At 67.2% G+C, this 18,676-nt stretch carries 16 protein-coding genes; 5 read left to right on the forward strand and 11 right to left on the reverse strand.

Features of this window, described 5'->3' with window-relative positions; translation table 11 throughout:
* Positions 1-39 precede the first annotated feature (39 nt).
* From JDV75_RS05905 to JDV75_RS05930, 6 genes are all read right to left on the reverse strand, one after another.
* Positions 40-1,881: a peptidoglycan D,D-transpeptidase FtsI family protein gene (locus JDV75_RS05905; protein WP_198738475.1), complete on the reverse strand. Its 1,842-nt coding sequence runs from the start codon at positions 1,879-1,881 to the stop codon at positions 40-42.
* 140 nt (positions 1,882-2,021) lie between these two features.
* On the reverse strand, positions 2,022-2,867 hold the full coding sequence (gene ftsL / locus JDV75_RS05910; RefSeq protein WP_198738290.1) for a cell division protein FtsL: 846 nt from the start codon (positions 2,865-2,867) through the stop codon (positions 2,022-2,024).
* On the reverse strand, positions 2,864-3,874 hold the full coding sequence (gene rsmH, locus JDV75_RS05915) for a 16S rRNA (cytosine(1402)-N(4))-methyltransferase RsmH (RefSeq protein WP_198738291.1): 1,011 nt from the start codon (positions 3,872-3,874) through the stop codon (positions 2,864-2,866). Before rsmH ends, ftsL begins: the two co-directional genes overlap by 4 nt.
* Before the next feature lie 193 nt (positions 3,875-4,067).
* A complete protein-coding gene (mraZ, locus tag JDV75_RS05920) occupies positions 4,068-4,499 on the reverse strand; it encodes a division/cell wall cluster transcriptional repressor MraZ (RefSeq protein WP_198738292.1) in 432 nt (143 codons plus the stop codon).
* A 529-nt stretch (positions 4,500-5,028) separates the two neighbouring features.
* Positions 5,029-5,436 (reverse strand): DUF3040 domain-containing protein, encoded by a 408-nt coding sequence (locus tag JDV75_RS05925; protein WP_198738293.1) that lies wholly within the window; start codon positions 5,434-5,436, stop codon positions 5,029-5,031.
* 137 nt (positions 5,437-5,573) lie between these two features.
* The gene (locus tag JDV75_RS05930) at positions 5,574-5,996 is read right to left on the reverse strand and encodes an SAV_6107 family HEPN domain-containing protein (RefSeq protein ID WP_198738294.1); all 423 of its coding nucleotides are present in this window, start codon (positions 5,994-5,996) and stop codon (positions 5,574-5,576) included.
* A gap of 264 nt (positions 5,997-6,260) precedes the next feature.
* On the opposite strand from JDV75_RS05930, the gene JDV75_RS05935 reads away from it, so the two are divergent.
* Positions 6,261-6,866, forward strand: coding sequence for a GNAT family N-acetyltransferase (locus JDV75_RS05935; protein ID WP_418884382.1), 606 nt, complete (start codon positions 6,261-6,263; stop codon positions 6,864-6,866).
* Here the strand turns inward: JDV75_RS05935 and JDV75_RS05940 are convergent.
* On the reverse strand, positions 6,844-7,827 hold the full coding sequence (locus JDV75_RS05940; protein WP_198738296.1) for a methylenetetrahydrofolate reductase: 984 nt from the start codon (positions 7,825-7,827) through the stop codon (positions 6,844-6,846). The two genes, JDV75_RS05935 and JDV75_RS05940, sit on opposite strands and share 23 nt — an antisense overlap.
* Before the next feature lie 117 nt (positions 7,828-7,944).
* Between JDV75_RS05940 and JDV75_RS05945 the strand changes: the two genes are divergently transcribed.
* Both JDV75_RS05945 and JDV75_RS05950 read left to right on the forward strand, forming a co-directional pair.
* Positions 7,945-9,033 carry a polyprenyl synthetase family protein gene (locus JDV75_RS05945; protein ID WP_198738297.1) on the forward strand — a complete coding sequence of 363 codons (1,089 nt, stop codon included), beginning with the start codon at positions 7,945-7,947 and terminating at the stop codon, positions 9,031-9,033.
* 28 nt (positions 9,034-9,061) lie between these two features.
* Positions 9,062-10,576, forward strand: a complete 1,515-nt coding sequence (locus JDV75_RS05950; protein WP_198738476.1) for an alpha-(1->6)-mannopyranosyltransferase A — start codon at positions 9,062-9,064, stop codon at positions 10,574-10,576.
* On the opposite strand, the gene JDV75_RS05955 is transcribed toward JDV75_RS05950, so the two are convergent.
* A complete protein-coding gene (locus JDV75_RS05955) occupies positions 10,545-10,910 on the reverse strand; it encodes an Rv2175c family DNA-binding protein (protein ID WP_248095304.1) in 366 nt (121 codons plus the stop codon). The two genes, JDV75_RS05950 and JDV75_RS05955, sit on opposite strands and share 32 nt — an antisense overlap.
* 148 nt (positions 10,911-11,058) lie before the next feature.
* Here JDV75_RS05955 and JDV75_RS05960 point away from each other — a divergent pair, with 148 nt between their 5' ends.
* On the forward strand, positions 11,059-13,350 hold the full coding sequence (locus JDV75_RS05960) for a PASTA domain-containing protein (RefSeq protein WP_198738298.1): 2,292 nt from the start codon (positions 11,059-11,061) through the stop codon (positions 13,348-13,350).
* A gap of 108 nt (positions 13,351-13,458) precedes the next feature.
* On the opposite strand, the gene JDV75_RS05965 is transcribed toward JDV75_RS05960, so the two are convergent.
* Together JDV75_RS05965 and JDV75_RS05970 are read right to left on the reverse strand one after the other, a co-directional pair.
* Entirely contained in the window at positions 13,459-14,850 is a 1,392-nt protein-coding gene (locus JDV75_RS05965) for a class II 3-deoxy-7-phosphoheptulonate synthase (RefSeq protein ID WP_198738299.1), read from the reverse strand.
* 81 nt (positions 14,851-14,931) lie between these two features.
* Positions 14,932-15,447 (reverse strand): polyadenylate-specific 3'-exoribonuclease AS, encoded by a 516-nt coding sequence (locus JDV75_RS05970; protein WP_198738300.1) that lies wholly within the window; start codon positions 15,445-15,447, stop codon positions 14,932-14,934.
* A gap of 131 nt (positions 15,448-15,578) precedes the next feature.
* Here JDV75_RS05970 and JDV75_RS05975 point away from each other — a divergent pair, with 131 nt between their 5' ends.
* Positions 15,579-17,879 (forward strand): glycosyltransferase 87 family protein, encoded by a 2,301-nt coding sequence (locus JDV75_RS05975; RefSeq protein ID WP_198738301.1) that lies wholly within the window; start codon positions 15,579-15,581, stop codon positions 17,877-17,879.
* Here the strand turns inward: JDV75_RS05975 and JDV75_RS05980 are convergent.
* Positions 17,866-18,612 carry a cyclase family protein gene (locus JDV75_RS05980; protein WP_198738302.1) on the reverse strand — a complete coding sequence of 249 codons (747 nt, stop codon included), beginning with the start codon at positions 18,610-18,612 and terminating at the stop codon, positions 17,866-17,868. The two genes, JDV75_RS05975 and JDV75_RS05980, sit on opposite strands and share 14 nt — an antisense overlap.
* Positions 18,613-18,676: the final 64 nt, after the last annotated feature.

Here is an 18,676-nt window from a genome sequence, read left to right on the forward strand (position 1 = left end):
CCCGGGCCGGTGAACGGATGGTGCCCCACCCGGGCCTGATCACTGCGCCTGGAGGATGAGATCTCCTTCCCTCGGGGGCGACAACGGCACGTTGTCGCGGTTGAGCAGCCACGCCGCGATGTCGTGGAAGAGCGGGGCCGCGGACTGTCCCCCCTCCCCGTGCACACCGCGTTCCGGATCGTCCAGCATGAGCGCGATGACGAACCGTGGATCGTCCGCGGGCGCGATCCCGGCGAAGGTGATCCAGTAGTCGGAGTTCGAGTAGCAGTCGCAGTCGGGGTTCACCTGTTGGGCGGTGCCCGTCTTGCCCGCGATCTGGTAGCCCTCAACCGCGGCCTGGGGCCCCGTCCCCTGCTGTACACCGGACGGATCCCGTTGGGTGACGGCCTGGAACATTCCCCGGAGGGTGCGTGCGGTCTCCGGGCTCACGACCCGGACCCGCTCCGGTTCCGGCTGTTCGATGGTCTCACCATCGGGTGTGGTGACCGACCGGATGATCCGCGGCTGGATGCGCTCGCCGTCGTTGGCCACAGTCTGGTAGACACCGGCCATCTGCAGCAGGGTCAGTGACATGCCCTGCCCGATCGGCAGGTTGGCGAATGTTCCACCGGACCACTGCGATCGGTCGAGGAGCAGGCCAGGGGATTCGCCCGGGAGCTCGATACCCGTGTATCGGCCCACACCGAAGTTGTCGAGCATCTCTGCGAACCGGTCCTGGCCGACGCGGTCCGCCAGCATCAGGGTGCCGACGTTGGAGGACTTGCCGAAGACACCGGTTGTGGTGAATGGCACCACCCCGTGCGGCCATGCGTCCTTCACGGTGACCCCGGCCATGTCGATGGACCCGGGTACCTGGAGCACCTCGTCCGGGGTCGTGACACCGTCCTCGATCGCGGCGGCGGCGGTGATGATCTTCGCCACCGATCCGGGTTCGAACGGCGCCTGGACCGCGGGATTACCGAAGAACCTGCCCTTGGCCAGCTGCCGCTCGATGTCGCCGGTCGGGTCGATGGTGTCGGTGTTGGCCATCGCGAGGACCTCACCGGTGGCGGAATCGAGGACCACGGCGGAGGCGGATTTCGCCCGGGAGTTCTCCTTCGCCTGTTCCAGCTGCTGCTGCACGTAGGTCTGGAGGTCCAGATCGAGGGTCAGCTCGATATCCGATCCATGGACGACGGGCACCTGGTCCCGTAGGGTCCCGGGGATGATCTGACCGTTGGTGGACACGTCCTCGGTCGACTTGCCGTTGATGCCGGAGAGCACTCCGTCCGAGGACGCCTCCAGACCGAACTGTCCCTCGCCGTCAATCGAGATCTTGCCGATCACGTTCTCGGCGATGGCACCGTTCGGGTACTGGCGGATGTCCTGTCGGTCCGCGGCGACCCCGGGGAAGCGCTCGGCGATATCGACCGCGACGTCGGGATCGACGTTCCGCACCAGGACCGTGTACGAGTTGTCGGCCTGCAGCTTCCGGAGGATCTCCGCGGGCTTGACCTTCTGCGCGGATGCACCTGATTCCCGGACCATCTGGGGTATGACGGTCGCCATCTCATCCAGAACCTCCTCGACCGGCGGGAACTTCGCGAGCTGTTCCGGGTCACCCGAGTCGACGGCCATGTCGTGCCGCTCCTGGATCTCCCGGCGGAGGACGAGTGGGGCGACGGTCAGTGAGCGCGCCTGCATGGTGTACGCCAGTTGCGCACCGTCCCGGTCCGTGACCGTTCCACGACGCGCGAAGTCGGTGTATTCCCGGCTGCGCTGGTTCTGGGCCTGGGCCGCGAGTTCCGGTCCCCAGACGAGCTGGACGCAGGCCAGTCGGAGGGTCAGCAGGATGACACCGACGATGACGAGCGTGCGGACGATCCGCAGGCGGCGGTGCATCTGGTCCGGTCCGGTCGAGGCCTTCGGGGCGGCCTGGTGTCCCAGGGCTGCGGACGTCCGGTCCACCGACCGTGCAGGTTCACCGGGCCGTGGGGTCCGGGGCTTCGGCCGACGGTCTCCCCTCCCACGGTCCGGAGGGGTCACCGTCCGCTCCCGCCCGTCCGGTCGGAGCGGACATTCGGTGAGTACGGTGCGACGGCGGGCACCTGGCTGTTTGCACCCACTACCGGTTCAGAGCGGTCGGGAGCCTGCCTCAGGGCGGGAATCCCGCCCTGAGGCAGTGGCTGAACCTGTTCCGTCACGGCGTCGGTCTCCACCGGATCACTGCTCGCCGGGCGTGGAAGTACCCGTGAGCCGTTGACGTCGATGATCGGGCGGACCGCTGCGGGATCCGCGGCGCGAACCTCGTCGACCGCGCCGTCAGGCCCGACCGAGAGCACACCCGGCTGATCGGGGACGACCATGCCGAGCTCCGCGGCACGGCGGGCGATCTCGGCCGATGACGTGGCGGACTGGCGATCCCGGTTCAGCGTCTCCAGTTGGTTTCCCAGTCTGCTGTCGGTCCGGGACAGCTCGTGGAGACGGAAGGTCTGTTGCGTGGTCACACCGGAGAGGTACATGGTCAGCATGACACCGGCGAGGAGGGTGACGACGAGAGCCGCCGCGAAGCGGACGCGTACGGGGTCGGCTTTCGGCGCGACGATCCGGCGTCCGCGGACCGACACGACCTGTCGGGAACCGGGGGTGCGCTGGAACCTGCGGCGCTGCGGCGTCGGCGCCGCAGGCTGCTGCCTCGTCGGACGGGTACGCGGGGCGGGGTGGAGGTCCACGATCGCCGCTCCGGAGGTGGCGGTACGGGTTCCGCCGCGGTGGGAGTATTCCCGGTTCCCCGATGCATGGTTGGGTGCGGACCGGCGCGTGGGGGCAGCCGGTGCCGCGACGTAACTCGTTTCGGGGGTCGCCCGGAGGCGTGCTGTGGTGCTCATCGGGTTTCTCCGTTCGACTGGGCTATCCGTTCCACGGCGCGGACACGCACCGGTGCCGCCCTGGGGTTGTCTTCGATCTCGTGTCGCGGGGCTTTTTCCGCACCACGGGTCACCAGCCGGAACTCGGGGGCGGTTCCGGGTAGATCCATCGGCAGTCCCTTGGGGGACCTCGACGTGGTGAGTTCCGTGAGGGCCTTCTTGACGATGCGGTCCTCCAGGGACTGGTAGGCCATGAATACCGCCCGTCCACCGACGCGTAGTTCGTGGGTGATCGCCGGCACCACGGCGGCGACTGAATCGAGCTCGCCGTTGACTTCCACGCGCAGCGCCTGGAAGGTTCGCTTGGCCGGGTGTCCCCCGGTGCGCCGCGCTGCCGCCGGGATGGTGGCGTAGAGCAGCTCCACCAACCGTCCGGACGTGGTGAACGGCGCTTTCTCCCGTTCTCGCAGCACCGCGGAGGCGATCTTTCCCGCGAAGCGCTCGTCGCCGTAGGTTTTCAGTACGTGCGCGAGTTCACCGTGCCCGTAGGTGTTCAGGATGTCGGCGGCGGTGATACCGGAGGTCGGGTCCATCCGCATGTCGAGCGGTGCATCCTTCGAGTAGGCGAAGCCCCGCTCCGCCTGGTCCAGCTGCATGGATGAGACCCCGAGGTCGAACAGGGCACCGGCGACACCGTGTCTCCTGACGACGGAGCAGGGCTCACTGTCGTCGGAGTCCACGGCGGAGACGAATCTGTCGAATCGGGTGTGCAGTCCACGGAAACGATCACCGAAGGGCTTCAGGCGATCGGTGGCCTGTTCCAGAGCGAGAGGATCCCGGTCGAGTCCGATGACCCGGACTCCGGGGAACACCGTGAGAAGGTACTCGCTGTGTCCTCCTGCACCGAGTGTCCCGTCGATGATCACCGCATCGTCTCCGGCGTCGACGACCGCGGGACGGAGCAGTTCCGCCACCCGTTCCCGCAGGACGGGGACATGGCCGTGAGTGCCGTTTCCGGTCATCGTCATCGCCCCTCCTGGTCGATCGTGCAGGGCTCCGGGCCCGGGAATTGCTGTCATTGTCTTCGAGGGGGTGAATACAGGGCCCTGTCCGGGGCGCCTATCTGATGTCGGGGAAGTACACCAGAGCGACACTCCGGACAGAGTCCGTGCACGCACTCCACTCGATTCAGTTGTTGTGGTCCGCGTTCCGTACCCATGGTCAGATGAGACCACTGAGGTCCGGGTCCGCGGCCGAGGAGAACATCTCCTCGGTCTGCTTCTGGTATTCGTTCCAGGACTCGGCATCCCAGATCTCGAGGGACTCGACCGCGCCGATGACCACACACTCCTTGGTGAGCCCCGCGTATTCGCGGTGCGCCGGAGAGAGCGTGATCCTGCCGTGACCGTCTGGCCGCTGCTCGACCGCACTTGCGGCGAGGTTGCGGATGAAGGCACGGGCCCTCGGGTTGGTACGCGAGATCTCGGCGGCACGCCGGGTGCGCGCCTCGAACTCTTCCTTGGGGAAGACCGCCAGAGAGTGGTCCTGCCCCATGGAAACGACGAGACCACCGGCCAGTTCCTCACGGAACTTCGCCGGCAGGGTCAACCTCCCCTTGTCATCGAGCTTTGGCGTGTAGGTACCGAGGAACATGATCGGCACCGCCTTTCACCCGCGTGTCACTTTTGGGAGATCAATCCGTCTCGGGTGGTCCAACCGGGACACGTGTGCCCGGATCTCCCACCACCAAGCACCACACTACCCCACTTTCCCCCACCAACAACACCTCAAACCGCATTTTCCCCCATCCAGCCACCGTTAAAACCGTCTTGAACTGGGGTTATCAATCAGCCATCAAGGTGGGGCACATTGAGGGATCCACCCCACCAACTCCCCCAAAAGCGCCAGAAGCTCACTCTTCCCCCACGGATCACAACAGCTACAGAGCTCACAGAGAGACCGCTGACCAGCATTTTTGACTTCTCCCCCGGTCCAGATCGTGGCGGTGGGAGAAAGTGGGGAACGAAGGTGGGCGAAAGTGGGAACCCGGGGCGCACGGAGCGGAGCGATCAGCTACACAATCGTCGCAACCCCACCCGGAAGTGCCGGAATACCAAAGGACCCCACCGGCGACAACCGGTGGGGTCCTTTCTCAGTCAGCCCGGGAGGAGCTGCACCCTAATCAATCCTCGAAGCGTTTGCGGAATCGTTCCTCCATGGCAGAGCCGAGACCGAACCCGGATCCACCGGATCCCCCCAGTCGCGTCCGGCGCGACGGCCCTCCGGAGAAGTCGAGATCGAGGCCATCCGAGCTGTCACCGCCATTCAGCATCCAGACCCCGGCACCGAACATCACGAGGAAACCGAGCACGCTCAGTGCGACGAACCAGAGGCTCTGCAGGCTGAGTGCGACACCCCCGATGAGGAGCAGCAGGCCCACCGCTCCGATCGCGATACCCCGCAGGGAGATCGCGGGTCGTCGGGATTCGGCGGAGACACCCGCACCGAGGCCCGCCCCGAACTTGGGGTCGGACATGAGCGATTCCTCGATCTCTCGGAACATCCTCTGTTCCTGCTCAGAAAGCGACATGGTGAACCTCCCGGGATGTGGCGCCAGACTTCTGTGTCGTGCTGTCATTAACGATAACGCCCAGATTATCCGGAAAGTTCCCGACATGTCACCGCTGGAGCACACCCCCGCACCCATGCCCGACCCGGACGGTCCGGTCAGGCGGCCGAAGGCAGGACACCCTCCCGACGCTCCGCGGCATCGATGAACCGGCCCACCTCATTCAGGAACGCCCCGACACGATCCGCATCCGGGCACCCACCCGCATACATCGCCCGGTCCCGCAGACGCGAGTACCGGGACATCCGCGCCGCCCAGCGCGCACCGTCGGCGTCGAGCAGGGCGAGTTGATCCCAGGCACTGGTGGGCAGCCGACGCTTCCGGGAGACGGGGCTATCGGCGACGAGGGCGCCTGCCGTACGCAGCGCCGCCCGGTACCCCTCCTCCACGGCCGCATCGTAGATGCCCTCCGACTGCCGGGCGCGGGCCTCCGCGAGCAGAACGGTGGCACGACGCAGGTACTCCGCCCGGCGTCCGCCGACCCGGTTGAACCGCGTGGTCGCGGAAATGACGTTCGACATGATCCGATCACCCTCCTCGTGGCCCACATCCCGGTACCGGGATGTCTACGGTCGCAGCCCTTCAGCTACCTGTGCACGATAGGTGGCCCGGCGGACAGCCCCTCCACTTTATAGAACATATGTTCTACAAAGTGGAGGGGTGATCTTCCTCTTTTGCACAACCACCACCGACCCCACCGCCGACCGGTCCGGAGAAGCACGGGACCGCCGCAGCCCAACCCCGGGTGCTGCACCCGACCGGCCGATCGTGGTTCCATGGATCCCGTGAGTACCGTCATCCGACCCATGACCCCCCTGGAGTTCGTGCACCACTGCCCCGAGCTGGTCGCCCTCTACTGGACCGCCATGGACCTCGACGCCAGCGGTCTCGGCGGCCATTCGCGTCAGAGCCGGGTCCGGCATTGGCGAAGTCTGGTGCACAACCCCGGGTTCCGGGCCATCTGCGCGGTGACGGACGACAGGATCACCGGCATCGCCTACGGCATGGACGGCGAACTCCGCAGAAACTGGACCAGAGCCATCGCCGACGGCCTCGCCAGGTCCGGTGGACGGGATCCGCGGTGGCCGGAGATACTCTCCGACTACTTCGAGATCAGCGAACTGCACGTCCTCCCCGGGATGCAGGGGAAGGGGATCGGCAGGAAGCTCCTCACGGCCCTGCTCGACGACGTGCCCCAGCGCTGGGCACTCCTCTCCACCCCTGAGGTGCCCGATGAAGCCAACCGGGCCTTCGGTCTCTACCGGGCGTTGGGCTTCACCGACGTGATCAGGTACTTCACCTTCTTCTCGGACCCACGGCTGTTCGCGGTCCTCGCCGTCGAACTCCCCCTTCGGGACCGGACGCCCGTCAGCCGACCGAAAGAGTGCTAGTCGACGCCGGAACCCACTCGGGCGCCATACCCAGATTGTGCAGGACATCCTGTGTCGCCCGGGCGTTGTTGAGTGTCATGAAGTGCAGGTCCGGCACCCCCTCCGCGATGAGCCGTTCCGCCATGTTCGTCGTCCACTCGATCCCGACCTCACGCACGGCCTCGGCATTGGCCTTCTCGTCTCCGTCCGCGGCCTTCACCATCCGCCGCTCGAGTTCCTTCGGCAGTTGCGCACTGGACAGCTCTATCTGCCGACGCAGCGAACGCAGCGAGGTGATGGGCATGAGGCCCGGAATCACCGGCTTAGCCCCCTGCTCCGGGTCGGCGGCGACCAGCCGGTCGCGGAGGCGGAGATAGTGGTCACAGTCGAGGAACATCTGGGTGATCGAGTACTCGGCGCCCGCCCGCAGCTTGTTCAGGGTGTGGAGGGTGTCGGATTCCTCGGACACCGCGCGGTAGTGGCGCTCGGGGAAGGACGCGACACCGATCTGGAAATGCCTGGTCTCCGGGAGCGCACGGGTCATCTCGATGAGTTCTATGGCGTAGGTGAGTCCGCCCGGGGTGGGCTTCCACTCCCCCGTCGGATCACCGGGCGGATCCCCGCGCAGCGCGAGGAGGTTGGTCAGACCGACGCCCGCATAGGTCCACAGGATGTCCTCGAGTTCTTCGACGGTGTGGTTGACCAGAGTGAGGTGGACCAGCGTCGGGAGCGGACGACGGGCCAGCTGCCGGGCGATCCGGCTCGTGCGGGAGCGGGTCGATCCACCCGCGCCGTAGGTCACGGAGACGAACGCGGCACCGAGCGTGTCGAAGGTTTCCACCGCATGCCACATGCGCTGCTCCGCGGCATCATCGCGGGGCGGCATGAACTCGACCGAGAACGGTATGCGTCCCGAGGTAGAGCTGGCGATCGCTTCGGTGACCGAGGTCTGGTTGACGGCAGGTGTATGTGAGGGAGACATCTCTGGGTATCTTGTTGGTGTGACAGGAACGGTTGCCCAACGAACCTACCTCGAAATAGACCGCTCTGTTCACTGCACGGTCTATCATCCCCCCTCATAAACCCCCCGAGGACAAGCATGACCAGCCTAGACACCCACCACGACCTGAGCGCCGTTCCAGGCCTCGTCCAAGACCATCTCGCCGCTTTCTTCGCGGCGCGCAGGGAGCGGCTCGCCGAGATGGACGATCACGTCGCCGATGCGACGGGGCTCCTCGAGGAATTCGTCCTCGGCGGCGGGAAACGGATCCGGCCGCTCTTCGCCTGGGTGGGCTGGCTCGGTACCCGGTCCTCCACCGAAGACCCCGATGCCGTCCTGGAGGCCGTCAGCTCCCTGGAGTTCATCCAGGCCTGCGCCCTGATCCACGATGACATCATCGATTCCTCCGCCACCCGGCGCGGACGCCCGACCGTGCACCGGACCGCCGGGGAACGGCACCGTAACGCCGGTTGGGCCGGTGACTCCGATCACTTCGGTGTCTCCACCGCCACCCTGCTCGGGGACCTCGCTCTCGCCTGGTCCGACGAGATGCTGCTCGGCGCGGAGCTGCCACCCGAGCGTCTCCGTGCCGCCATGGATCCGTGGTGGGCGATGCGGACGGAGGTCATCGCGGGCCAGATGCTCGACATCTACGTCGAATCATCACGGGATGAACGAATGGAGGTCGCCGAGAAGATCAACCGCTACAAGTCGGCCGCCTACACCATCGAACGCCCCCTCCATCTGGGTGCCGCACTCGGTGGGGCGTCCCCCGACCTCATCTCCGCATACCGCGGCTTCGGACACGACATCGGTATCGCTTTCCAGCTGCGGGATGACCTTCTCGGTGTGTTCGGTGACCCGGAGGTCACCGGCAAACCCGCCGGGGATGATCTCCGGGAGGGCAAGAGAACGGTCCTCGTCGCGGAAGCGCTCCGCCACCTCGACGCCCACGATCCCGAGGGCGCCGAACAACTGCGCCGCGGCATCGGCACGGTGACGTCCCCCGCGGACATCGCCGCACTCACCGATCTCATCCGGTCCACGGGTGCCCCGGAGAAGGTCGAGCACCGGATCAGTGAACTGACGGCCTCGGGTCTCGCCGAGCTGGACGCCGCCGACATCACACCGGCCGTCCTGTCGATGCTCCACGATCTCGCGGTCCGTTCCACCGCACGACGAATGTGACGCCGTGACCGTTGATCTGCTCCGCACACTGGACCGCCTCTCCGCGCGCCACCCGGACGCCCGACCGGTGGGGACCCTGGCCGCCGTCGTCATCACCCTCGCCTCGTTCGGTGGTGGTGCGATCCGCTACCGGGGTGGGGTCCTCGACACGGTCGGGCTTTCCTTCCTGTCGTACGGACACGGCGCCGCGATATCGAATGTCGCGATGTGGCTGGGACTCGCCCTGATGACACTCGCCTGGGTCCTCCTGGGTCGCGGGGTCCTGTCTGGGAAGGTCGGCGAACGGGACGTCGTCCGCACCCTCTTCTGGTGGGTCTCCCCCCTCCTTCCCGCCGCTCCGATCCTCTCCCGCGACGTCTACTCGTACCTGATGCAGGGGGCGATGGTCAGGGACGGATTCGACCCCTATTCGCAGGGTGCCGCGGTCAACCCCGGGCCGATGCTGCTCGAGGTTTCCCACGACTGGCGCAACACCACGACCCCCTACGGCCCGCTGCACCTCTGGCTGGGTGACGGGGTGACCACCATCGCGGGCGACAGCGTCACTATGGGCGTGTTCCTCTACAAGCTCATCTCGCTGATCGGATTCTATGGAATCGTCTGGTCAGTGCCCCGGATCGCGGCGCGGATCGACGGCGATGCCGCCATCGCCCTGTGGTTGGGTGTCGCGAATCCGGTGACGGTGCTCCACCTCATCGGAGGCATGCACAACGAGTCCGTGATGGTAGCGCTGGTGTCACTGGGTATCCTCCTGGCCCTGAACGGGCGGTTCACCGCCGCTATGGCACTCGTCGCCGTGTCCGTCGCGTTCAAGGCGACCGCGGTCATCGCGCTACCGTTCCTGGTCTGGATGATGTACCGCCACCTCCGGAGACGGGGCCTGCCGCTGGGCCCGGCGGGCGCATTCACAGCCGCCGGCTTCTGGGCGGTCACCACGACCCTCGTCGTGGTCAGCGCCTGCACCTGGTTGTCCGGTGCGGGATGGGGATGGATAGCCCAGTTGTCCGGGAACTCGAAGGTGATCAACCCGCTGGCGTTGCCGTCACTGTTCGCGGGAATCGTCACGCCGGTTCTCGATGTGACCGGGGCGGAGGTGAGTTACAACACGGTACTCGCCGTCATGCGCGAGATCGGGATGATCGGCATGCTCATCGGTCTGGTCATCTCGTGGTGGGTGTTCCGGGGCGATGACCGGAGGAACATCATCGGGATCGCCGCGGCCTACACCGTCGTCGTGACCCTCAATGCGGTCACGCTCCCCTGGTATTACGTCAGCCTCGTGGTGCTCCTCGGGACGTTCGGGCCTCCCCGGAGGATCGTCGGGATCACGGTGTGGTGCTCCGTCGTCGTGGCGATGTCATTCACCGGGAGCGGGAACCACCAGATGTACAACCTCGTCTGGATGGGGGTACTGGCGGTGGTCGCGTGGTATCTCACACGGTGGCTGATGGCGCGCACCGCCCCGGCTCCGCACCAAGACGGGGCCGACGCCGGTGGGGACGCCCGTCCCTTCAGAGCCCGGCGGCCTGCGCCCGGCGCATGACCTCCCGGGCGAGGTGCCCGTGGAGGCCGTCCACGGGGCGCCCGGGAAGGGATTCGTCCGGGGTGAACAACCAGTCGAGGATCTCCCGGTCGTCGTAGCCTCCGTCGGACAGGAGCGCGATGACCCCGGGAACGAAACGGTTGACACGGCTCCCCTCGTCGAGGAAGACGGCGGGGATCATCCGGCGTCCGTCGACGGTGACTGCGATGAGCTTGTGCTCCCCCAGCAGATCGTGGACGCGGGTGACGACGACCCCCATCTTCTCTGCGGTTTCCGGGATGCTCAGCAGGGTTTCATCGGTGGGCAGGACTTCATGGGCTTCTGGGTAACTCACACCCCACAATCTAGCGTGCCCGGGTGCCTCCGGCGGTATGGGCGGACGCCGGCGGCTGCTGCAGCTCCGCGGACGGGCGGCCGTATCCCCGGCCGTGGACCGGATCCGTCAGCTGGAACCGGGGGCCTGCATCGTCCATACTGGGGCCATGACACAGCTGGACATCGGCGAGGTCCTCGAGGACCGCTACCGGATCGACACCCCGATAGCCCGAGGTGGCATGTCCACCGTCTACCGGTGTGTGGATCTGCGGCTCGGACGGAGTGTGGCCGCGAAGGTGATGGACGAGCGCTACGCCGGGGACGAGACGTTCCGCAACCGTTTCCGGAGGGAAGCCCGTTCCATGGCCCAGCTGTCCGACCCGTGTCTGGTCAACGTCTACGACACCAGCGCGGACGGCGGGCACGTGTTCCTCATCATGGAACTCATCACCGGCGGTACGCTCCGCGAACTCCTCGCGGAACGCGGTCCCATGCCCCCACATGCGGCGACCGCGGTGATGCGCAGCGTGCTCACCGGGTTGTCGGTGGCCCACAGGGCCGGCATGGTGCACCGGGACATCAAACCGGACAACATCCTGATCAACACCGACGGCCAGGTGAAGCTCGCCGATTTCGGCCTCGTCCGGGCCGCCGCCGCGTCCCCAGCAGCAGGCGACCGCATCATCGGAACCGCGAGCTATCTTTCCCCGGAACAGGTCGAGAACGCCGGGATCGGGCCCGCCAGCGACGTGTATTCAGCGGGAATCGTCCTGTTCGAGTTGTTGACCGGACGCACCCCTTTCGCCGGGGACGACGACACGACCCGGGCTTACGCCCGGCTCACCGAGGATGTCCCACCGCCGAGCACCTGGATCGACGGCGTTCCGCGCCTGTTCGACGAACTCGTCGCCACGGCCACCTCCCGCGATCCCGGGGACCGGTTCGCGGACGCCGGTGAGTTCCTCGAGGCGCTCGAGGACGTCGCGACCGAACTCGGGCTCGCGGCCTTCCAGGTGCCCGCCCCCCGGAACTCCGCGGCCCACCGGGCCACGGGTTTCATCGACATGCCCACTGACATGCTCACCGGCACGATCCCGGCCCCCGGTGCTCCCGACACCACCGTGATCACCGGAGGCCCCGGCACCGGTGCGGAAACAACCCGGCTACCCGCACAGGAACCACCGGTGGACGAGACCCGTGTTCTCCCCGCGGTCACGGAGTCGCCCGTGGGGTCGGATGAGACGACCGTTCTCCCGGAGCAGGACCGGTACGACAGCGGGGTACCGGTCGAGCCGCCGGCCCAGCCGTATCCCGCGGACCCCACCCCCTCCCGGGACGAACCGGACGACCTCGACGATGTCCACTTCAAACCCGCTGTGACCAGTGGGTCGAAGCTCGGCCTGACCGTCTGGCTGGTCGTCGTTGCCGTCATGACCGCCGCGATCGCCGTGGGTGCGTGGTGGTACGGTTCCGGCCGGTACGGTGAGATCCCGCAGGTTCTCGGGATGGATCCAGCTACTGCCACGGCGACGGTCACCGAGGCCGGGTTCGAGCCCGTCTCCCGCAGTGTCTACGACGACACCGTTCCATTCGATCAGGTGGTCGGCACAGATCCCCCGGGTGAACAGCGTGTTCCCCGGGGTGAACCGGTGTCGGTCCTGATCTCGCTGGGTGCCCCCACGGTTCCGGCGCTCCCGACAGACCACGACTCCGGCCGGTTCCGGGCCGCACTCACCGAGCGGACCCTCAACTGGAGGGACGGCGCATCCGTCTACTCCGACGACGTCCCCGCAGGAGGAGTGGTCAACACCGAACCCCCGTCAGGGGCGACGGTTCCGGTCGCCGGAACGGTCACGGTCCACCTCAGCAAGGGACCGGCACCGGTACAGATACCCCGGGTCAGCGGGATGTCCGGTGACGAGGCACGCGCCGCGCTGGAACGGGCCGGATTTGCGGTCTCCGCCACGGACGCGGAGTTCGATCCGGAGGTGGACGGGGGAAACGCCATCACGACGGAGCCGCCGGCCGGAAGCACACTCAAGCGCGGGTCCGAGGTGACGCTCGTCGTCTCCAACGCACTGACCGTTCCCGACATCATCGGGATCGCCGAAGACGAGGCCCTCGGCGAACTTTCCGACGCCGGGCTCTCGGTGGGCGAGGTGTCGCGCTCCGATCTGGTCGGTGCGACCGCCCACGCGGTGATGGACGTGTCGCCGAAGCCAGGCGACCGCGTGGATCCCGCGGACCCCCGGGTGAATCTCCTGGTGGCCGGGAAGGTCAACGTCCCGTTCGTCATCGGCAAACGTGCGGACGAGGCCAGGAAACTCCTGGAGGATGCGGGACTGCCCTTCACCGGCATCGACGGGACCTCGGACGGCGCCCGCGTCGTCACCCAGTCCCCGGCCGGGAACCGGGATGTCACCCCCGGTACGACGGTGAAGGTCAGGACACTGGGTTAGCGGACGGGACCGAACTCCGGATCCCGATACCCGGATGAAAAGGAGGGCGCCCCGCTAGTTCGCGGGGTGCCCTCCTTATTTCTGCGTGACCGCTTACGGTCACGCGCGCTACTGGTTGCGGAGCATCTCCGCGACGAGGAACGCCAGTTCCAGCGACTGCTGGGTGTTCAGGCGCGGATCACAGGCGGACTCGTAGCGGCCCGGGAGGTCGATGTCCGTGATCTCCTCGGCCCCACCGAGACACTCGGTGACGTTCTCACCGGTCAGCTCGATGTGGATGCCACCGGGATGGGTGCCGAGCTCGCGGTGCACCTCGAAGAATCCCTGGACCTCGTCGATGACGTGGTCGAAGTGGCGGGTCTTGTAGCCGTTCGATGACGTCGTGGTGTTGCCGTGCATGGGGTCGCACTGCCAGATGACCCGGTGGCCGGACTCCTCGACGGCGCGGACGATGTCCGGCAGGATGTTACGGACCTTGTCGTGGCCCATGCGTGCCACCAGGGTGAGGCGACCGGGCTCACGGTGGGGGTCGATGCGCTCCGCGTAGGCGACGGCCTCCTCCGGGGTGCAGCCGGGGCCGATCTTCAGGCCGACCGGGTTAGCTATCAGTGCGGCGAAGTTGATGTGGAAATCATCGATTCCGCGGGTCCGCTCGCCGATCCAGAGTTGGTGCGCGGAGAGATCGTAGAGCTCGGTCTGCCCGTTCTCGTCCTCTGCCAGACGCAGCATGGCGCGTTCGTAGTCGACGAGCAGTGCCTCGTGGGAGCAGTAGATGTTCGCGGAATGCAGGTTTTGGTCGTTGACGCCGCAGGCCGCCATGAACTTGAGCCCCGCCTCGATCTCCCGGCCGAGCTGCTCGTAGCGGGCACCGGCGGGCGAGTTCGCGACGAACTCGCGGTTCCACTCGTGCAGCTTGTGCAGGTCCGCTGTGCCCGATGCGGCGAGCGCACGGACGAGGTTCAGTGCGGCCGACGCGTTGGCGTAGGCACGGATCATGCGGGCCGGGTCGTGGCGACGGGCCTCGGGGGTGGCCTCGACGGCGTTGACGATGTCGCCGCGGTAGTTCGGCAGACCGTTCTCGTCGAGATCAGAGGAACGGGGCTTGGCGTACTGGCCGGCGATCCTGGCCATCTTGACGACCGGGGTGGAGGCACCGTAGGTAAGGACGACGGCCATCTGCAGCAGGGTCTTGACGTTGGCGCGGATGTGGGGCTCGGTGTTCGACTCGAACGTCTCCGCGCAGTCACCACCCTGCAGGAGAAAGGCCTTGCCCAGCGCCACGTCGGCGAGCTGCTTCTTCAGCCTGCGGATCTCGGGCGCGACGACGACGGGGGGAACGGATTCCAGGATCTTGCGCACATTGTCGGCCTGGCGTTGATCCCAGGTCGGCTGCTGTTTCGCGTCCCGTGCGACAACGCTGTCGAAGCGCTGCCGGATGCCGTCAGGCAACGGGGGCAGATCGGGAAGTTCATCTACTGGGAGGTCTACTGTCCAACTCACGCTACATTCATACCATGTGACCGGCACCCACAGTGCCTTAGCCCCCTGAAAGTACCCGCATCCGCCGGGCGCGGCGACGCCTCAGTACGCCGAGCGAACCCGGTTCCGGTTGTCCATCGGGAGATGACGCTCGCACAGCCGGAACTTGTCCAGGTTGTGCCGGGCGTCGACGAGGGCGTCATGGTTGCCGTCGGGAAGATCCGGAAGTGTGGGCCGCCCGGCGGCCTCCCAGTACTGGCGCAACTCGTGGGTGAATCGGGGCAGCGAACGGGGCAGTGCCCGCATGTCCCCGAACAGCTGCGCCAGGACCACGTGGTCGTAGGCGCCCACCCACGCCCAGAGTTCCGGCGTCCCCGGCCCCCGGGTGAGAAACTCCATAACCTCGTCCCTGATGGTGGTCAGGTTCCGCCACACCGGGGAGCTGATGTTCGGCAGCTGCGACAGCACGTGGCGCTTCACCCAGTCATTCGCGCGGCGCGGATCGAACTCGGTGGACACCGCGTAATACTCGCGGCCGTCCTCCGCGACGATCCCGATGGAGACGAGTTCTATGGTGCGACCGTCCTCGATGAATTCGGTGTCGTAGAAGAAACGCACGGGAGAGCACCTCACTGTTCGTCGATGGTCCGGCGGGATCGGCAGCGGCGCCCGGACCGCAACGCCACCGGACCAAGACTATCGGGCTGCACCGTTCCACCGACGGGCCGGGGCGGATAGAATCCCGGGTCATGTCTGATTCCGCCCCCGGCACAGCCTCCGGGCACAGGTTCCGCAGGGTCCCTGTCGCACTCCGGGCCCCCGCGCTAATCGCGGTCGTCGTCTCGGTGATACCGATGGTGTTCAACATGTCCCGCCCGGACAACGGACGGCTGCTCCGCTACCACATCGACTTCGACGTGTACCGGAGCGGCGGACGCGCACTGATCGACGGCGTTCCGCTCTACACCGTGTCTTTTCCGGTCGGCGGTATCGAACTGCCCTTCACCTATCCCCCGATCGCGGCCATCTTTTTCGCGCCCACCGCCCTGTTGGACAGGGATCTCGGTGCCGCGCTGCTGAATGTCGTGAGCGTCGTCGCACTGTGGTGGTGTCTCGTCATCGTCCTCGACCGACTCCGTCCACACTGGGACGCGACGACGACGAGAACGGGGGCGCTGATCCTCCTGGCGTTCCTGCTGCGCCTGGAACCTGTGACGGAGACGCTGAACTTCGCGCAGGTCAACATACTCCTGATGGTCGCAGTCATCCTCGATGTCCTGGCCCGACGCACCCGGATTCCCCGGGGCACGCTCATCGGCCTGGCGGCGGCGATCAAACTGACCCCGGCGGTGTTCGGCCTCTACTTCCTGGTGCGGCGTGACTGGCGCTCCGCCGGGGTCTGCGTGCTCTCCGGAGTGGGATTCACCGCTCTCGCCTGGTTGATCACCCCGGCCAACTCCGCCGAATACTGGCTGCACACCCTCTCCGACCCGGACCGCATCGGACAGCTTTCCTACAGCGGGAACCAGTCGATCCGCGGTGTGTTCGCACGCATCGTCGGGGACGGACTCCAGACGCCGCTCTGGTTCCTCGCGGTCCTCGTCGTTCTCGTTGCGGTGGTCTTCGCGATGCACCGGGCGGTGGCGCACGGGGCACTCCTCGGTGCGCTCCTGCTCAATGCGACGGTTGCGCTGCTGTGTTCCCCGGTGTCATGGACCCACCACTGGGTGTGGATCGCCCCGGTGACCGTGGTCCTCGGGTCTCGCGCGGTGGACCTCCGGGGAACCCGAGCGGGCGCGCTGGCCTTCTGGCTGGCGGCGTCCTTCGTCACCGCGGCGATCGTCGCACCGCACTGGACCCTCCCCTACCGGGGTGCCGAGGAGGACTGGTCGCCGGTGGCTCTCCTCGTCGGTGGGACCTACGTCCTCCTCGCGGTGCTCCTGATCGGTGCTGCTACCGCCGCCCCGGAGATTCTCGGGGGCGGCCCGGGCCGGCTCGGATCAACCCCCGCCCCACTGCCCGCGTGGCCGGGTGCGGCACTCGCCGCCGTCATCGCCGTCGTCTCCTCGGGGGTCGTCGGCGGGACCACTCCGGGGGTCGTCCCGAACGACGTCAGCCAGGAATCGGCGGCGCTGATCGAAGAGGTGCTTGCCGCGGGCGGACGCAGCGCATCCCCGTGGTCGGGACTCGCCGCTGTCGTGGTCCTCGTGGTACTCGGGATGCTCGTCGTCATACCCGCGACGGGGTGGCGCGTGGTCGGGTTCGTCGCTCCGGTCATCGTGATGGCGCTACCGGTACGGCTCGGGCTCTGCGCCGCACCCCTGACACTCCTGGCGGTGGGACTGCTCGCCGCGGACGCCTTCGCGCCCAGGATCGGGAGGCTCCCCCGCGGAGTGCTCTCCGGGGTTGCGGTGGGACTGTCCGGGTGGCCGGTACTCGCCCTCGGGGCGGTGGCACTCCGGGGTGGTCGACGTGCCGTGGCGACGGCACTCGTGTCGGGGAGCGTGGTCCTGGTCGCCGTGTGGCCTGTCGCCGGACCGCTACCCGGATTGACCGGCCTGCCGCTCGATTCCACCCTGAACGCCTCCCCGGCCGGACTGTTCGCCCGCTTGGCGGGGACCACCAACCCGCTGGTGACGGTGATTCCCACGGTGGTCGCCGCGGGTTTCCTGGCCTGGGTCCTGTACCGGTTGCGGAACTCCGGTGCCACGACGGCCGAACAGATGGCCGCGTGGCTGACCGTGCCACTGCTGGTCCTGCCCATGGTCCCGGTACAGCGCTGGGCTCTCGCCGTACCGCTGATCGTGGTGCTGCTGACGAAGGTGTGGTCCGGGCGCGGCGGCGGAAACACCCGGCTCACCGGGACGGCCGTGTTCGGCGCCTGGCTGCTGGTGTTTTTCTGGCCGGCGACGGCACTGGAATCATCCCTGCCCGGTGGCTCCGGGGGCTGGAATCCGTTGACCGAGTTCCTGGCCCTGACGCCGGTGCTCTATCTCGTGGCCACCCTCGTGCTGCTGGCCCGCGGGCCCCGACGGGTCACGGGAGGATAGCGAAGACCCGGGCCGGGAACCCGGTGCCGTCCTTCGGCTTCGCCCAGGTGGCGACGACGAGGGCCCCTGTCTCGGGGACCCGGTCGAGGTTGGCGAGCAGCTCGATCTGCCACCGGTCCTGCTGGAGCAGGAACAGTTCGGTCGGCAGTGCTCCCCCGCTGACCACCGCACCGGGGTCGGTGTCGGTGGTCTCGTGGCCGATGGCGGTGATGCCGCGTTCCTCGAGGAGGAACCGGACGAGCTCGATGTTCCAGGCCGGGTAGTGGAACACGCCGTCGGCGTCGGCGTTGAACATGGCGTCCGCGTCGGGCCAGCGCTTCGACCAACCGGTCCGCAGCGCGACGAATCCGCCCTCGGGGATGCGGCCGTTGCGTTCCTCCCACGCGAGCACGTCGTCCACGGTCGGGGTGTAGTCCGGGTTTCCGGCGACCTGTTCGGTGACGTCCAAGACGGCCAGCGGGAGGATCATCTCGTTGACGGGCAGCTCGTCGAGGGTACGTGCACCGTTGACGAAGTGGATCGGGGGGTCGACGTGGGTGCCCCACTGGCCGACGAAGCGGTACTCGTCGACCGTGAATCCGTGATCGGTGACGGTGAACAGTCTTGTGCGCTCCTCGTCGGGTAGCGCGGAGAACTTCGGTTGTCCGGCATGGAACGCGTGCGTGAGGTCCACGTAGCGGTGGTGCGTGCGGAGCCGGGTGGCGAGTTCCCAGAGCGAGTTGTTGTCGGTCATGGTGTGTCCTCGAAAAAGTGTGTGCGGGAAAGGGGGACCCCCGCGGTCGTCGTGCGTATCGACG

This window comes from Corynebacterium meridianum (assembly GCF_016342265.1).
GTDB lineage: Bacteria > Actinomycetota > Actinomycetes > Mycobacteriales > Mycobacteriaceae > Corynebacterium > Corynebacterium meridianum.

Bases quoted from the DNA above. Each gene is read 5' to 3' on its own strand.
- JDV75_RS05905 (WP_198738475.1), bottom strand. From the start codon at position 1,881: ATGCACCGCCGCCTGCGGATCGTCCGCACGCTCGTCATCGTCGGTGTC.
- ftsL (WP_198738290.1), bottom strand. From the start codon at position 2,867: ATGAGCACCACAGCACGCCTCCGGGCGACCCCCGAAACGAGTTACGTC.
- rsmH (WP_198738291.1), bottom strand. From the start codon at position 3,874: ATGACGATGACCGGAAACGGCACTCACGGCCATGTCCCCGTCCTGCGG.
- mraZ (WP_198738292.1), bottom strand. From the start codon at position 4,499: ATGTTCCTCGGTACCTACACGCCAAAGCTCGATGACAAGGGGAGGTTG.
- JDV75_RS05925 (WP_198738293.1), bottom strand. From the start codon at position 5,436: ATGTCGCTTTCTGAGCAGGAACAGAGGATGTTCCGAGAGATCGAGGAA.
- JDV75_RS05930 (WP_198738294.1), bottom strand. From the start codon at position 5,996: ATGTCGAACGTCATTTCCGCGACCACGCGGTTCAACCGGGTCGGCGGA.
- JDV75_RS05940 (WP_198738296.1), bottom strand. From the start codon at position 7,827: ATGTCTCCCTCACATACACCTGCCGTCAACCAGACCTCGGTCACCGAA.
- JDV75_RS05945 (WP_198738297.1), top strand. From the start codon at position 7,945: ATGACCAGCCTAGACACCCACCACGACCTGAGCGCCGTTCCAGGCCTC.
- JDV75_RS05960 (WP_198738298.1), top strand. From the start codon at position 11,059: ATGACACAGCTGGACATCGGCGAGGTCCTCGAGGACCGCTACCGGATC.
- JDV75_RS05975 (WP_198738301.1), top strand. From the start codon at position 15,579: ATGTCTGATTCCGCCCCCGGCACAGCCTCCGGGCACAGGTTCCGCAGG.
- JDV75_RS05980 (WP_198738302.1), bottom strand. From the start codon at position 18,612: ATGACCGACAACAACTCGCTCTGGGAACTCGCCACCCGGCTCCGCACG.